Genomic DNA, 13,925 nt, shown 5'->3' with positions numbered 1-13,925 from the left:
GGCCGCCTCGGACGGCCCGCCGAGGCGGCCCGGCGGGTCAGATGTCGCGGGGGTCCTGCTCGCCGAGTCGCCGGAGCCGGTCGTTCCGCTCGGCCGTCTCCGCGCCGAACATGTCCTGGAACTCGGCGAACTGCCGCTGGATCTCCTCCAGCCCGATGATCTGCGACTGCGGCACGGCCAGCAGCTCCTGGGCCTGGCGCCCCTGGTCCTCCTGCGCCTGGCGCACCGCCTGGACGACCTCCTCCGCCAGGGTCCTGACGTCCAGCCGCAGCACGCGCGGCGAGAAGACCACGCTCTGGAGCCGGCCGTCGGCGTCTACGACCGCGGTGGTCAGGCCGCTGCGGCTCTCTCCCTTGCCGGTGATCAGCTGCAGCTCGGCGGCGGCCGCGGCCAGGCGCAAGAGCTCGCGCTCGTTGTCCCGCAGGAGTTTGTCCACGTCGTCGTCGGTGTAGTCCATGACACGCCACGCCATCGGCGCCGGGTTAACTGGAGGCGATCACAGGCTGGCGAGCCGCTGAATCGATCATGAAGATCGAGGCAAGTGTGCCACTTCGTAGCGATATGTGAATAAGAATGCCGATTTGTGGGGCAACAACAGGGTAAAACGGGGCAAGAGATCTACGTCACCTCCTCCACCATCGCGCACACGCGAAAGCGCGTCGACGAGGAGCTGCATCCGAACGTGGAGTTCATCCACGGGCTCATGTCGTACACGGCCGTGGGCGGGCTCGGCTTCGGGGCGATCGGCGGCGTGATGATCGGCGGCGCGTACGAGGAGTTCCGCCGCTGGGCGGACACCACGTTCACCGAAATGGAAGACGCCGTGGAGAGCTGGTCGGACGCCCTCGAACGGGCCAGGCGCAACTGGCGCGCGGCCGAGGAGGCCAGCATCGTGAGGTACCGCGGCTGATGGGCACGCCAGATCCCTGGGGCGGCGCCCCGGACCCCTGGGCGCACACCCAGACCCCGCCGGCCACCCAGGCGCCTCCTGGCAATCCCTACGCCGCGCCGGCCCAGCCGGGCGCCCCGGACCCCATGGCGCGGGCGGCCACGCCGCCGCAGCCGGCCGCCCCGGATCCCTGGGCGCACACCAGGCCCCCGGCGCCGGGCCAGCCGGTGCCCGCCAATCCCTACTCCAACCCGTACGCCACCCCGAATCCCTACTCCACGACGCCCACCAGCCCGCGCCCGTACCAGCCGGCTCCCAGGCCCGTTCCCGGCAACCCCTACGCCTACCCTCCGGCGAATCAGCCCGTCACCCACACCCCCCAGAGCTACGCCGCCAACGGCGCCCAGCGCGCGAACCTGGGCGCAGGGAGGTTCGGTCCGGCCCCGGAGATGAACGCGGCCCGCTCGTCCTTGCCGTCGCTGGGGGAGAAGGCGCTCAACATGCTGAAAAGGGCGGGCAAGCTCGCCCTGGGCCTGGCTCCCGCCATCGCCATCTGCGGCGGGATGCTCGCCAACGAGCCGGGCATGGCCCAGGCGGTCAGCGTCTGGCAGAGCGGCATGGCCCAGCGGCTCGACGGCGGTATGAAGAACCTGCTCCCGCAACTGCGCGACACGGCCAAGGACGGCTGGATCGCGATGGACCGCGACGAGTTCGACCGGGTGCTGTGGACCTTCCAGCGCGAGTCCGAGGTGCTGCGCAACGTCCTGAACACGGGAGGCAGCTCGCTCGACGAGGTCGCCGCGGCCTACCGGAGCTTCTGGACCTGGGTCCTGCGCACGTCGGCCGCCGCGCTCGGCCTGCTCATCGCCGCCAAGGCGCTGCAGCGGGTGCCGCAGAGCTCGGTGTGGGGGGTGCTGATGGAGAAATACATCACGGCCGAGGTCAACATCGCCACGCTGTTCCTGGCCACCTCGCTGGCCAGCACCCTGAAGGAGGGCGGCGAGGTGCTGTCGACCATGGTGAAGCGGAACCACCAGTGGAACTACATCACGCCGGCCGGCGAGGCCGCGGTCAACTTCAAGTCGATCGAGATCGACGCCAAGAAGTACCCCTCCTTCTCGGAGCCCGCCAAGAAGAACGGACTGCCCCCGCGCTACCAGGACTTCGACTGGATCGAGCCGAAACGGGAGATCTCCAAGCCCTGATGGATAGGGTGGTGAGAAAAGCGGCTTCTGTGTCTTGTGGGGTATGAGGGATGATCGAGCGGGAATTCGGCGCGCTGGACATCGACCGGATCCTCCGGAACGCCGACCAGCAGATGGCGCGGGCCGGCGAGTTCCAGCAGGTCCTGCAGGACCTGACGGGCCACGCCCAGGACGAGGACGGGTTCGTCATGGCCGAGTGCGGCAGCACGGGGCTCAAGGAGCTCGTCCTGCACCCCAAGGCCATGCGCCTCAACTCGGCCGACCTGGCCGAGCGCATCAAGGTCGTCATCGGGGAGGCCAACGCCGACCTGCAGCGGCGGATCTCGGAGGAGATGGGCAACGTCTTCGGCGAGGAGAACAACCCCATGCGCTTCGCCCAGAACCCCGAGGGTGGCCTGGAGCTGGTACGGCAGGCCGAGGCGGCCTACAACCGCACGTACGAGGACCTCATGGGAGAGCTGGACAGGATCCGGCAGCGCATGGAGGGCTGAAAAAGCCCGGCTCACGTGGCGTGAGCCGGGCTTTATTGTTTTATGTCACCCGATGCGGTCGGGGCCGGCCTGGTGCGCGGAGGACCAGATGTCCCCTTCGGGGTCGTAGATCTCGCGGTTGCGCTCGCTGCTCTGGTCGCCGCCCGCGCCCATGCCGCCCGGCGGGTACGCCATGAGCCCCGTCCCCGAGGCCCCCGGCCCGCCGCGGAGCACCGACGGAGCGGCCCCCGACGCCGAACCGCCCGCGCCGTACCAGGTGCTCGGGCCGCCGCCGCTCTGCCCCGGAACCGGGGAGAACGGGGTGCTCGTCGGCACCTGCGTGGTGGGGTTGGTGAGCACGGTGGGCGTGGACTGCTGCGGGTAACCGGTGGTCTGCGGCGTCGTCGTGGTGGTGGGGAAGTTCGGGTTTCCGGCGTCGGCGAGCTGGGTCTTCGGCTGGTCTGCGCCGATCACCGGAGGCACGCTCTGGTCCTGGTCCCCGGGCTTCTGCGGCGAGCCGCCGGTGCCCGGGCCGTTGCCCGGCTGCTGGGGGTTATTGGGGTCCTGGGTTCCCGTGGACGGGTCGTCCTGACCCTTGCCCGGGTCCTGGCCCGGATCGTCGCGGCCCGGGTCCTGGTCCTTGCCGGGGTTCTGGTCGCCCTTGCCGTCGGTGCCGTCGGAGCCGTCACGGCCGCCGCCGGTGCTGCTGCCGTCGGAGCCGGACGAGCCCTTCGAGCCGTCGCCTGTCCAGTACCTCGTCTCGCCCGACGGCGTCTTCGTGCCGCTGCCGGGGTCGAGGGGCTGCTGCTTCTGGGTCTCCACCACCATGGGCTGGATCTCGGGCAGCTTGAACGCCAGGCCGTCGGCCAGCTGCGCGTTCAGCTCGTTGATCTTGTTGTTCAGCTGCTCCAGATGCGCCCGGGCGGCCGAGTCCACCAGATACCCGGCGGTCCCCAACTGCGGGTTGAAGTTCGTCGTCGGCTCGTTGTCGACGTTGGTCGTGGTGCTGAGGGCGGTGGGCCCGGGCATGGTCGTCTTGGACGTCCTGAGCTGCTGGGCGTACTCGACCATCGGCTTGCCGGTCTTCTCCATGGCGTCGCCGAGCGCCGCGGCGCTCGCGTGCAGCAGCCGCAGCGCCTCCAGCGCCGTCGTGGCCCCTTCGCCGCGCCAGACCTCCGCGAGCTCCTCAGCGGCCTTCAGGAGCGTGCCCTCGAGCCCGCTCTTGCCGTGGACCAGACCGGCCGCCTTGACGTAGCTGTTGCCGGCGCTCTCGATGCGGTCCGGCTGGGTGTCCTTCAGGTAGGCGACGATCTGGGCCCTGGTGACGAAGATGCCCGGCTTGCTGTTGCCGAGGTAGTCATAGAGCCTGATCGGCTTCCACTCTTCGCCCATCTACGCCATCCCTGCAGATATCTCACGCACTGCTGTCCCGCTGCCCTTTTTCGTAGTTGGAGACGGCCCGTTCGACCGCCTCGGCCCACTTCTCGACATAGTCGATGAGCTGGCTGTAGCTCTCGCCGAACACCTTGTACGCCGACTCGAAGTTGGCGCCGAAGTTGCTGGCCACCTCCCACTTGCCGGTGGCCTCCGATCCGACGTTGCCCAGCCCTTGCACCTCGCCGATCGTGCCGGGGCCGCTCCACGTGGCGCTCATCGACGGCTGCGGGTTGCCGTGCACGGAGCCCAGGTTCTTGCGCAGCCGCGAGACGACGTCCCTGATCCCCTCGTGATCCGCGTACTGCCCGCCGCCGTTCCCGCTGAGCCCTGGGAAGTCCTTGGCGAGCTCCAGTCCCGGGGTCGGCGAGTCGTTGTCCTTCGGAACGCTCACGCCTTGCCTTTCGAGTCACCCTTGATGGTGTGGTTGGTCGTCGTCACGTCGCTTCTGAAGAGGTCCTCGTCCTCCAGGAGGTACGTGGTCCGCACGATCTCCTGCTGCTCCTGGCCGCCGCTGCCCCGGGCGGCGGACCCGGACACCGGGACCGCCGGGATCATGGAGGAGCCGCCGCCCAGGCCGCGCAGGCCGGCCGCGCTCACAGCGTTGCCCGCGCTCGCACCCCCGCCGCCGAAGCTGCTTCCTCCCGTGGTGGAGCCGTACGGGCTGCCGATGCCCGTGGTGGGCAGGCTGGTGGACGGTCCGGACACGGACGGATCGGGCATCCCGGCCAGGGTCGTCGTCGGACCCCCGGCATTCGGGCCCTGGGAGCCGTTCAGGTTCGGGTTCACGTTGGCGTTCGCGTTCAGGGCGTTGGAGGGGTCGGTCAGGCCGGGGATGTTGCCGGCGCCGTTCTGGCCGTTGCCGCCGATCCCGTTCTGGCCGTTCCCGATTCCCGAGCCCACGGTCCCGACCGTGCCGTTGGGAAACGTGCTCGTCGGGTTGTTCGTGGTGTCGATGCCCGGGATCTGGTGCCGGTTGGGGTCCTGCATGCCGTCCTGGTTCATGCCGTCGAGGCCGGCCGTCGGGTCGTACCCCTGATTGAGGCCGGCCGGGATGTTGCCGCCGATCCCGGTCTTCCCGCCGAACGGGCCGGTGGGAACGTTCGGCGAGAGCGCCATGAACTGCGGGATGTCGGTCTTGAGCTCGGCGGGGAACACGTCGTTGTTGAGCTTGGTGTCCTGGCTCAGCAGCTTGATGGCCTCGGCGGCCTTCTTCCTGTCCTTCTCCTCCTTGGAGTCGCCCCAGAGGTTGGCGAAGGGAAGGTCGCTGATGAAGCGGGTGATGCCGCCGACGAGCACGCCCACGCCCGCGCCGATCACCACACCCGGCACGGCTCCCACCCCGCCGAAGAAGGAGCCGATGGCGGCCCCGGCCACGCCGCCCGTGACGGCGGCCTCTCCGAAGTCGATGTCGCTGCCGGGGTTGTCGGGCACGTCTCCCTTGGCCGCCGACAACGTCCGGGCGTGGACGATGAGCGCGGGGGCGACACCGTGCGGGTTCTTCGGGGGGTTCTTCGCATCCACGGGCTGGTCGCTGATCGTGGTCGAGATGTCCGCCGCCGCCTCCCGCAGCCTGCGCAGCTGCTTCTTGACGGTCTTGGCGTCCTCGCCCGCGGTCCAGGACTTGTCCAGCTCCCGCAGATGCTTGTCGATCACGTCGACGAGATGGTCGAGCCGTGCCTTGCCTTCGAGGAACTCGGCCGCGGCCTGGCCGATGAGCTGGGGCTTGTTCTTGGCCAGCGTGTCGCGGAGCAGATCCAGCGTCGCACCCTCGAACTCGATGCTGCCGATCTGGCCCCTGATAGCCGCCTGGTACTCCGCCATCAGACCTGCATCGCCTTCGACCGGCCCTCGCTGTCCACCTCGGCGCCGTCGTAGTTCTGCAACGCCTGGTCGAGCAGGCCGATGACGTTCGCCACCTGGCCGGTGATGTTCGAGTAGGTGCTGGTGACGGTGGTGATGGCGTTGGTGGTGCTCTGACGGAAGCCCATGGCCGCCGGCCAGAACCCGCCCAGGGCGTCGTAGTCGCCGCTCAACTGCTCGACGGGACCGGAGCCCGTGAAGATGGCCTGCACGGTGCCGCCGCCGCCCGTCTTGCCGGCCTCGTGGCCGGGGTCCAGCATGGCGAGGGCCTCTTCCAGGTCCGCCTTGGCCGCCTTGATCGCTCTCCGGCTGAGCTCAACCCCGCCGTTGTCGCTGCCCATGTTCCCCCCTCTGGAGTCGGCCCCCGCGCTACGCCTTACTTGCCGTCGAAGATCTGGGAGTTGATCCTGTCGACCTGCTGCATGTTCATGTTCGTGACGTTGATGTTCTTCTTCATCAGGTCGATGAACTGCGACATGTCGTTGGCCTCGCGCTCCCAGAGCTGCCTGACCTCGTCGAAGACGGTCTTGGCCTCGCCCTGCCAGATCGCGCTCTTGGCCAGCAGGTCCCGCTCCAGATTGTCCAGCTCGGTGACCATGTCGTTGAACGCCTTGGCGAAGTCGGTCTCACCCTGGCTGAGGCCGGAGTAGTTGACCTTTGTAACGTCGAAGATGTCTTCCGCGGGCATCGCGGCCTCCCCTTGCTGCTAGCTGAGACGCGAGTCGAACTGAACGTTGATCATGTTGGCGATCTGGTTCATCGCCTCGGTCCGCTCCTGGTTGAACGCCTGGTAGTTCTTGTTGCTCGTGCCGATGTTCTCCGCCAGGCGGCGCAGGCTGCCCAGGATGACGTCCATCCGCTCGTGCCACTTCTTGTGGACGGCGTCGAACGCGGCCTCCGACTGGCCCAGCCAGTGAGCCTTGAGGCTGATGCCGGCCTGGTCGAGCTGCTGCTGGATGCCGCGCAGGCGCTCGGCGGCGTCCTCGATGCGGGTGACAGCGGCGATGAGGTCGGCTTCACTTACTTGAGCCTGTGGTTGTGCCCCCACAGTCCCTCCCTTGCTGGTCGGCTGACTCCAGCCGACTACTGGAGTCGGCCCGTTTGGTCACATTAGTGAACATCCATCACTAGCGTCGCATGTGATCACGTTAATTTTCCATATCTTCGAGGCGGATGGTGGGTGTATTGACAGAATGTAGGCATTTAGGCCCTTGGTCCTGGTGAGTGGTAACAGGCCGTATCTGTCTGTACGGCACATGTGGGGCTGGCGTAACGTATGGGCCGATCGTGACAAGGGGGGCACGTGGCCGAGGACAGCAATCCCTACTCGAGCGCCCTGAGCGGGCTCGGCGGGCTCGGCGGCGGCGCCGTCGACCCACGTACCAAGGATCCCGACTTCTCGATGAAGTACTCCAGCGTCAACACGCTGGGGAAGAACGTGGGCAGCTACGGCGACGACCTGACCTCGATGAGTCAGAAGACCGGCGCCATCGACATGCACCAGTTCACCTTCGGCGTGATCGGCGGCGGGCTCAACGTGGCGCATCGTTCGGTCCGCGACAACGCCGTCGAGGCGCTGAAACAGGCCAAGGAAGTGCTGGACTCGTGGAAGCAGGCGATCGGCGACGCGGCCGCCAACGGCAAGGACGCCGAGGAGGCCAGCAAGGCCAGTAAGAAAGGCCCCGGCGACCCCGGCAAGCTGGGCCCGCTGGGCGGCGGTGGCCTGCCCAAGGGCGGCCTGCCCAAGGGCGTCAACCCCGACGACCTGAAGATCGACAAGCCCTCGACGGACATCCCGAAGCCGGACATCCCCGGGTCCGATATCCCGAAGCCGGACATCCCTGGGTCCGACATCCCGAAGCCAGACATCCCCGGGTCCGACATCCCGAAGCCGGACATCCCGGGGTCCAACATCGACCAGCCGAAGATCGATCAGCCCAAGATCGACCAGCCGAACATTGACCAGCCCGACATCAAGCAGCCGGACGTCAAGCAGCCCGACCTGAGCGCCCTCAACCAGACGCCCAAGACCAACCTGGAAGGTCTCAACCCCAGCGTGCCGACCTCGACCACGCCGCAGGTCCCCAGCACCCCCGGCTACGACCCGCGCGCCTCCGTGCCGCGCACCTCGGTCGGCGTGCCGGACAGCGGGGTGGGATACACCGCCGGCGGCGGCACGCCAGGTACGAGCGCGGGCGCGCCGGGAAGCATCGCCCGCGCACTGAACAGCGGGACGCCGCTCTACCCCATGACGCCCGGGATGGGCGGCGGAGCCGGCCAGGAGGAGAAGGACCGCGAGCGCGGTCCCCACCTCGGCGAGGAAGAGTCGGTCTGGGAGACGGACGAGGACATCACGCCGGCGGTGCTCGGCAGGGAGGAATAGGCGAGCAGGTGGCTTACGAAGCGGATGTCTGGATGTTCCGCAGTGCCTGGGCGGCCACTGCGGCGGCGACGATCGTCATGCCGTACGCGGCGCCCATCCTCGGGCTCATGAGCCTGGTGATCGCGGACCCCGCCGAGCAGGCCCGGGCGGCGGACCAGTGGAACGACAAGACGCCGGTCAACATCGGGCAGGCCGACAACAAGGACTGGCACCCGCCGATGGCGGCGGGTGCGAAGCCCGCGCAGCAGACCCCGCTCCTGGCCCCGCCCGGGAACTCGGGGGGCGCCAGCGACCTCGCCTACCTGCGCGGCGAGCTGAAGCGGATGGCCAAGGAGATCGGCGACAACAGCGACTGGGCCGGCCGGGGTTACGCGTCGTTCGTGCAGAAGGTCAACGAGCTCGACGCGCAGCTGGACAAGCTCGACAACAACCGCGTCGCCTGCGGGGAGACGCTCAAGTGCTCGGCCACCGCGTTCCACGTCGTGGCGGTGCTGTGCGACGTCATCGCCGGCATCCTGACGGTGATGGCGGGGATCGTGCTCGCCGTACGTTTCATCCCAGGGGGGCAGGCGTGGGAGGCGGCGATCATCCGCGGGGTGATGAGCATCTACAAGTGCCTGCAGACGGTCTTCAAGAACCACTGGAAGCTCGTCATGAAGGTCACCCTCTACCTGGGGCTCGCGGGGACGGCGTTCAACCAGTTCACCAAGGACCTTCCGTTCCTGAAGGCCATGCCGTCCACCGGCGCGCCTAACCTGGTGAACGCCAGCGCCATCTGGGACCCCAGCAAGGCGGACATCGTCAAGAACCCGACACCGCAGATGCCCAACGTGGACGACTCGATGATTCCGGAGTTCGGCTTCTAACCCGGCCCCACCCCTGCCGCCTCGCCGGGAGCCCGGCCCCACCCCTGCCGAGCTGCCGGGAGCCCGGCTGCGCGTTACCGTGCCGCCGGGAAACCGGCTATGCCCACCGTGCCGACCCGGCCCGCTCCTCGGCGAGGCGCATGCACGCGGGCCCAGACGCAGACGCAGACTCGAACTCGCTCCCGAACCCGAACACTCCCATCCCCGGCCCCGAACACTCCCGAACCCATCCCCGGGACCGAACCCATCCCCGGGACCGAACCCATCCCCGGGACCGAACCCATCCCCGGGACCGAACCCATCCCCGGGACCGAACCGACCCCGGGACGCAACGCCGGGACCGAACCGACCCCGGGACCGACCCCGGGACCGACCCCGGGACCGAACCCACCCCCGAGGGACCTACCGGCTGCCAACGGTTTGGGGCACCATGGCCGCAGCTGGATCCAGCGCCGGCCCCTGCGGAATCGCGTGCATGATGTTCGTCGGCACGGGCGCGATGTCCGCGGTGTCGTACCCGAGCTTCGCCAGCACGTCAGCCGACGGGACCGGATAGCGCACCCCCTGGTCACTGATCAGCGCCAGCGTGCCCGTCACCGCGCCGAGCTGGCCCTCGCCGGGCAGCACCCCGGCCACCACGGCGCTGCCCGGCGGAAGCAGCACCTGGTCGAAGCGGTCCTGTACGCCTGAGCTCGACGGCGTCGGAATCGTGACCCTGCTGCCGACCGTCACCTTGGCCACGACCGAGCCGGCCGCCGTGTTCGGATACACCGAGCAGAGCGGCGTCGTCCCGGACACGTTGATCGCCTTGGGCATGGTCGTCGGCAGGGTGGGGTCCATGACGTTCTGGCGCGAGGGCGAGGCGTTGGCCGAGGCCGCGTCGATCTGGATCTCCCGCGCCACCCGGTTGCCGTACGCCTTCTTGATGTTCGGGTCCTCCAGCAGCAGCCTGGCCTGGACGGGGGAGATGGGCGCCAGGCCGTCGTTGAGCAGCACGTACCACCGCGCGGCCGTACCCGGCATGGCCGGGACCACGAACACCTGCCCCACCGCCGCCGTGACCTTCCCGTTGGCCCGTACCTTCCTGCCGAGGTTCGCCACGTTCGGGCCCCTGAAGTCGTGGCCGACGGGCAGCGCGTTCAGCCATGCCGCCGGCACCTTCCTGGGCTGCGCGTTGAGCGCCCGCACGCCGTGCTCGTTGACGCGCATGCGGCGATTGCCCCAGATCACCCAGTTCTGCTGCCCGTCGGAGACCACCATCGCGTCCCCACCCACGGGCCTCCCACCGAGGTCCGTCCCCCCGACAAGGGTCGTGTACGGCTTGCGCCCGCCCGTGCTGTCGGGCCCCTCCACCACGCACACCGACCACGGCGCCTTGACCAGCTTCTTCCGGTCGGGCAGCGAGTCGGGCGCCCCGGAGATCCCGATCAGCGGCCCCCGGGCGTACCCGGCCAGCGAGGCGGCGCTCACGCTCCGGGTCGTGATCTCCCCGGCGTCCAGGACGAGCCTGGCCGACACGTAGTTCGCCACCGGCAGCAGCCGCCGCTGCTGCTGGCTGTAGATGAACTTGGCTCCGCTCTCCTCCTCGACCAGCAACTGCCCCGGGTCGGTCAGCTTGGTCGCGTTCCCGGGCCGCACCAGCCCCCAGATCCCGAACACCGCCATCACCAGGACCCCGATCAGGATCCCGCCGAACGTGGCGACGTTCTGCCGGCGCATGGGGGACTCGGGGACGTCGGGCTCGGCCTGCAGGAGCGCCATGCCAAGCCTCTGCTGCATCAAGCGGTGCGCCTGATAGAGGTCCTTCTTGGTCTGCACAGCGCCTCCCCGCGTCAGAATCCGCGCATCAGCATAAACGCCTCAAACCCCACCCGCCCCAATTCCCACCCACTCCACCCCCAACTCCCACTCCACCCCCAACTCCCACTCCACCCCCAACTCCCACTCCACCCCCAACTCCCACTCCACCCCCAACTCCCACCCATCACCACTCCCACCCATCACCACTGCCGCCACCAACTCCCACCCCGCCACCAACTCCCACCCCGCCACCAACTCCCACCCCGCCACCAACTCCCACCCCGCCACCAACTCACCCCACCAACCCATCCACCCCTCTCAGCCACCGTCCGCCCCAGGGTTCCGACCCACCCTCAGCCCGCCCACCGCCAGCCCCAGCGCCCTACGACCATCGCCCGCCTCACGGTTTCCAGCGCCGCCACCCTCGCCCAGCGCCGCCACCGCCCAGCTCGCTCAGCCCGCCTTCAGCGTCGCCCCAGACCGATCCCGTGTACCACCGCTCGGCCCGCTGCCTCCAGCCTCACCGACCCGACCCGACCCGACCCGACTCGCCACTCTTGAACCAGAGCCGCCCGGCCGGCCGCGCCTCCCGCGCCTCAGGTCGCCTGCCCGCGCCCTTCGCACGCCGGGTCACGCGGCCCAAGCCGCACCCAGTCCTCACCCACCCCGGTGTCCCACCGTCTACGGGAGGAGCAGCCCCCAGTACAGCGCCCACGGAACGAACACGACGCCGCCCGCCATCAGCAGCCCGACCCGCACCCTCTCGCCGACCGGAGCGGACCGCGGCCGCCGTACGAAGGTCAAGACGGTGCCCACGACGGTCGCGATCGCGAGAGCCTGGAGCGCCAGCCAGATGAGAGGCCGCTCCGCCACCAGAGGCCCCGGCGAGGCCAGCTTCCCCCCAGTCATGATCGAGTAGAACAGGTAGAGGAACGCGCCCACGACCACCGCGAGCCCACCTGCACTCACCAGCCACGCCCCCTTGACGGGCGCCGTCTCACCCTGCCCCGCCCTGCCGACAGACGACCCCCCGCCGCGCCGCCGGATCCGGCGTACCAGGGCGACCACCGGATACCCCCCGAACGCGACCAGGAACAACACCAGCGCCGCGCCCTGAACGCCCGCCGACTCCCACCACTCGGCAGGCGGCACCGCCACGGTGTCGTCCGCCTGGACCGGCGCGGGCCCCGTCACCTGCGCCACGGGCGCCCGCCCCGAGGTCGCCTCTCCCACCCAACCGCCGACCAGTTCCGCATAACCAGGAGCGAGTTCGGGCAGCCGCGTGACCCCACCATCAGGCGTCCGATGAGCGGCGTGATCGGCATCCGCGAAGAACCGGAACGTGTACTGCCGGTTTCCTCCCTTCTCCAAGGCCTTGGCGAAGATGGGCGGCGTCTCCCGGGGTGGCGTCAGCAGGTCGTGTACGCCCCAGATCCCGAGCACGGGCTGCCGCAGGCTCGCGATGACCGGTTCCGGATCGTAGTAGGGCTCGGGAAACATCCCGGCGTCCGTGATCACCCGGTACATCGTGGGCTCGGCCCGATCGACGAACGACCCGTGCACCCCCGCCTTCCGCAACCCTGCCGCCACCGCCCAGGTCTGCTGCCGTAGCGGCTGCAGCGCGTTGGCGCCCACCACGATCACGAACGAGATGTCCTTGGACCGCGACGCCGCCAGCGGCGCCACCCATCCACCCTCGCTGAGGCCCCAGATCCCGACCTTCGCCGGATCGACCCCCGGTTGCCGCCGCAGCGTCTGCACGGCCCCCAGGGCGTCGTCGGCCAGTTGCGAGTACGACCTCTCGAACAGCGAATACCCCTCGGAACGCTTGTCGTAGATCAGCACCGACAGCCCTTGGCGGGCGAACGCCACGGCCTCGCCCAGCAGCTTGTTCCGTTTCATCCCGGTCCCCGCCCCGTGCACCAGCACAACCCCGGCCCGCCCGCTCCGCGCCTGCACCGGACTGATCACGCTGCCGTGCAGCACCAGCCCACCACTCCCTCGGAAGCTCACCTCGGCGGCCGTCAGGTCGTCGGGCACGTCCAGCCCTCCATCGGGCCCGGCTCCGGAGCGCGCCCCGACTCCACCTCCGAGCTGCCCGGCCCCGAGTCCCCGCTCCCGGACGCCCTGTCCGCCGACGTGTTCGGCCGAGAGCCCGACCGCTAAGTGTTCCGAAGGAGGGCTGGACACAGCGGGTCCCACGGAAGTGCCGAGCAGTGAAGAACCACCGGAGGGTCCGGCCGCCAGAAGCGTGGCGGCGACGACCGCAAGAATCTTTTGCATATCGCCGAACATACTCTGCAGAGAAACCTCGGCAAAGAGAAGTCTGCAGATATCGTTCGGGAGGACTACCCTCCTCCTCATGAAGGAGGACGAGACGAAGAACGACCACGAGCCGTTCATCCTCGACGACCCGGACAAGCTCAAGGCCCTGGCCCATCCCATGCGCCGCCGCATGCTGACCCACCTCAACATCCACGGCCCCGCCACCTCCACCACGTTGGGTGAGCTGCTCGGCGCCAAGACCGGCACCACGAGCTACCACCTGCGCCAGCTGGAGAAGTACGGCTTCATCGAGGAGATCCCCGAACGCTCGTCCGGCCGCGAACGCTGGTGGCGCCGCGCCGAGATCCCCAGGGACATGCGCTTCCCCAACCCCGACCAACTGGCCCCGGAGGACCGTGCGGTCCTGGGCGAGTTCCTGAGGGTCGGGTTCGAGGAGGACCGCGCCCTCATGGAACGCTTCCCGGCCGCCTACCGCGCCGACCCCGACTGGGCAAGGGGCTCAAGGGGCCTGGCCCGCATGACGAAGGAGGAGCTGAACGAGTTCTACAACGCGTACATCGCGCTGCTCCTCAAATACAGCCACCGGCCGGAGGACGCCCCTCCGGACGCTCGCCCCGTCTACGTCCGCTTCTTCACCCTCCCCGCCGACGAGCCCTAACACACCCCACGGCCCCACCTGGCGAGGGTCCGGGTACGCCCCCCGCAGCGCCGCCCGTCGAGGATCCGGGC

The 13,925-nt window shown here is 69.2% G+C and carries 16 protein-coding genes; 6 read left to right on the top strand and 10 right to left on the bottom strand.

The features are described 5' to 3' along the window. Positions 1-37 precede the first annotated feature (37 nt). Positions 38-472: a YbaB/EbfC family nucleoid-associated protein gene (locus tag ACWDX9_RS16445; RefSeq protein ID WP_449954228.1), complete on the bottom strand. Its 435-nt coding sequence runs from the start codon at positions 470-472 to the stop codon at positions 38-40. 111 nt (positions 473-583) lie between these two features. Here ACWDX9_RS16445 and ACWDX9_RS16440 point away from each other — a divergent pair, with 111 nt between their 5' ends. Genes ACWDX9_RS16440 through ACWDX9_RS16430 form a run of 3 tightly spaced genes read left to right on the top strand, consistent with a single transcriptional unit; the run spans position 584 to position 2,585 of the window. Further along, complete coding sequence (locus ACWDX9_RS16440) at positions 584-910, top strand: hypothetical protein (RefSeq protein ID WP_350731426.1); 327 nt, start codon at positions 584-586, stop codon at positions 908-910. Continuing rightward, entirely contained in the window at positions 910-2,094 is a 1,185-nt protein-coding gene (locus ACWDX9_RS16435; protein WP_449954225.1) for a hypothetical protein, read from the top strand. Before ACWDX9_RS16440 ends, ACWDX9_RS16435 begins: the two co-directional genes overlap by 1 nt. A gap of 50 nt (positions 2,095-2,144) precedes the next feature. Continuing rightward, positions 2,145-2,585 carry a YbaB/EbfC family DNA-binding protein gene (locus tag ACWDX9_RS16430; RefSeq protein ID WP_449954223.1) on the top strand — a complete coding sequence of 147 codons (441 nt, stop codon included), beginning with the start codon at positions 2,145-2,147 and terminating at the stop codon, positions 2,583-2,585. Between the two features lie 45 nt (positions 2,586-2,630). Here the strand turns inward: ACWDX9_RS16430 and ACWDX9_RS16425 are convergent, their stop codons facing one another. The 6 genes from ACWDX9_RS16425 to ACWDX9_RS16400 are packed head-to-tail and all read right to left on the bottom strand — an operon-like array spanning position 2,631 to position 6,909. Further along, positions 2,631-3,956, bottom strand: coding sequence for a hypothetical protein (locus ACWDX9_RS16425; protein ID WP_449954221.1), 1,326 nt, complete (start codon positions 3,954-3,956; stop codon positions 2,631-2,633). A 22-nt stretch (positions 3,957-3,978) separates the two neighbouring features. Beyond that, on the bottom strand, positions 3,979-4,392 hold the full coding sequence (locus ACWDX9_RS16420; RefSeq protein ID WP_449894208.1) for a hypothetical protein: 414 nt from the start codon (positions 4,390-4,392) through the stop codon (positions 3,979-3,981). Then, a complete protein-coding gene (locus tag ACWDX9_RS16415) occupies positions 4,389-5,822 on the bottom strand; it encodes a hypothetical protein (protein WP_449954218.1) in 1,434 nt (477 codons plus the stop codon). The genes ACWDX9_RS16420 and ACWDX9_RS16415 overlap by 4 nt, the downstream gene beginning before the upstream one ends. Beyond that, positions 5,822-6,202, bottom strand: coding sequence for a hypothetical protein (locus tag ACWDX9_RS16410; protein WP_449954215.1), 381 nt, complete (start codon positions 6,200-6,202; stop codon positions 5,822-5,824). Before ACWDX9_RS16410 ends, ACWDX9_RS16415 begins: the two co-directional genes overlap by 1 nt. Before the next feature lie 35 nt (positions 6,203-6,237). Continuing rightward, on the bottom strand, positions 6,238-6,549 hold the full coding sequence (locus tag ACWDX9_RS16405; RefSeq protein ID WP_350731440.1) for a WXG100 family type VII secretion target: 312 nt from the start codon (positions 6,547-6,549) through the stop codon (positions 6,238-6,240). An 18-nt stretch (positions 6,550-6,567) separates the two neighbouring features. Continuing rightward, entirely contained in the window at positions 6,568-6,909 is a 342-nt protein-coding gene (locus ACWDX9_RS16400; RefSeq protein ID WP_192790122.1) for a WXG100 family type VII secretion target, read from the bottom strand. 255 nt (positions 6,910-7,164) lie between these two features. Between ACWDX9_RS16400 and ACWDX9_RS16395 the strand changes: the two genes are divergently transcribed. Then, positions 7,165-8,244: a hypothetical protein gene (locus ACWDX9_RS16395; RefSeq protein ID WP_449954211.1), complete on the top strand. Its 1,080-nt coding sequence runs from the start codon at positions 7,165-7,167 to the stop codon at positions 8,242-8,244. Positions 8,245-8,252: 8 nt separating this feature from the next. Next, the gene (locus ACWDX9_RS16390) at positions 8,253-9,110 is read left to right on the top strand and encodes a hypothetical protein (RefSeq protein ID WP_449954208.1); all 858 of its coding nucleotides are present in this window, start codon (positions 8,253-8,255) and stop codon (positions 9,108-9,110) included. A gap of 402 nt (positions 9,111-9,512) precedes the next feature. Here the strand turns inward: ACWDX9_RS16390 and eccB are convergent, their stop codons facing one another. The 3 genes from eccB to ACWDX9_RS16375 form a co-directional block, all read right to left on the bottom strand. Then, a complete protein-coding gene (gene eccB / locus ACWDX9_RS16385) occupies positions 9,513-10,928 on the bottom strand; it encodes a type VII secretion protein EccB (RefSeq protein WP_449954206.1) in 1,416 nt (471 codons plus the stop codon). Between the two features lie 42 nt (positions 10,929-10,970). After that, complete coding sequence (locus ACWDX9_RS16380) at positions 10,971-11,198, bottom strand: hypothetical protein (RefSeq protein ID WP_449954203.1); 228 nt, start codon at positions 11,196-11,198, stop codon at positions 10,971-10,973. A 393-nt stretch (positions 11,199-11,591) separates the two neighbouring features. Continuing rightward, on the bottom strand, positions 11,592-12,950 hold the full coding sequence (locus ACWDX9_RS16375; RefSeq protein WP_449954200.1) for an alpha/beta hydrolase family protein: 1,359 nt from the start codon (positions 12,948-12,950) through the stop codon (positions 11,592-11,594). A 322-nt stretch (positions 12,951-13,272) separates the two neighbouring features. Between ACWDX9_RS16375 and ACWDX9_RS16370 the strand changes: the two genes are divergently transcribed. After that, positions 13,273-13,854, top strand: coding sequence for an ArsR/SmtB family transcription factor (locus tag ACWDX9_RS16370; protein WP_350728303.1), 582 nt, complete (start codon positions 13,273-13,275; stop codon positions 13,852-13,854). The last annotated feature ends 71 nt before the right edge of the window (positions 13,855-13,925 follow it).

The sequence above is a fragment of the Nonomuraea sp. NPDC003201 genome (assembly GCF_053590415.1).
Note: the sequence above shows the minus strand (reverse complement) of the source record. Positions and strands in the feature narration are given on the sequence as shown.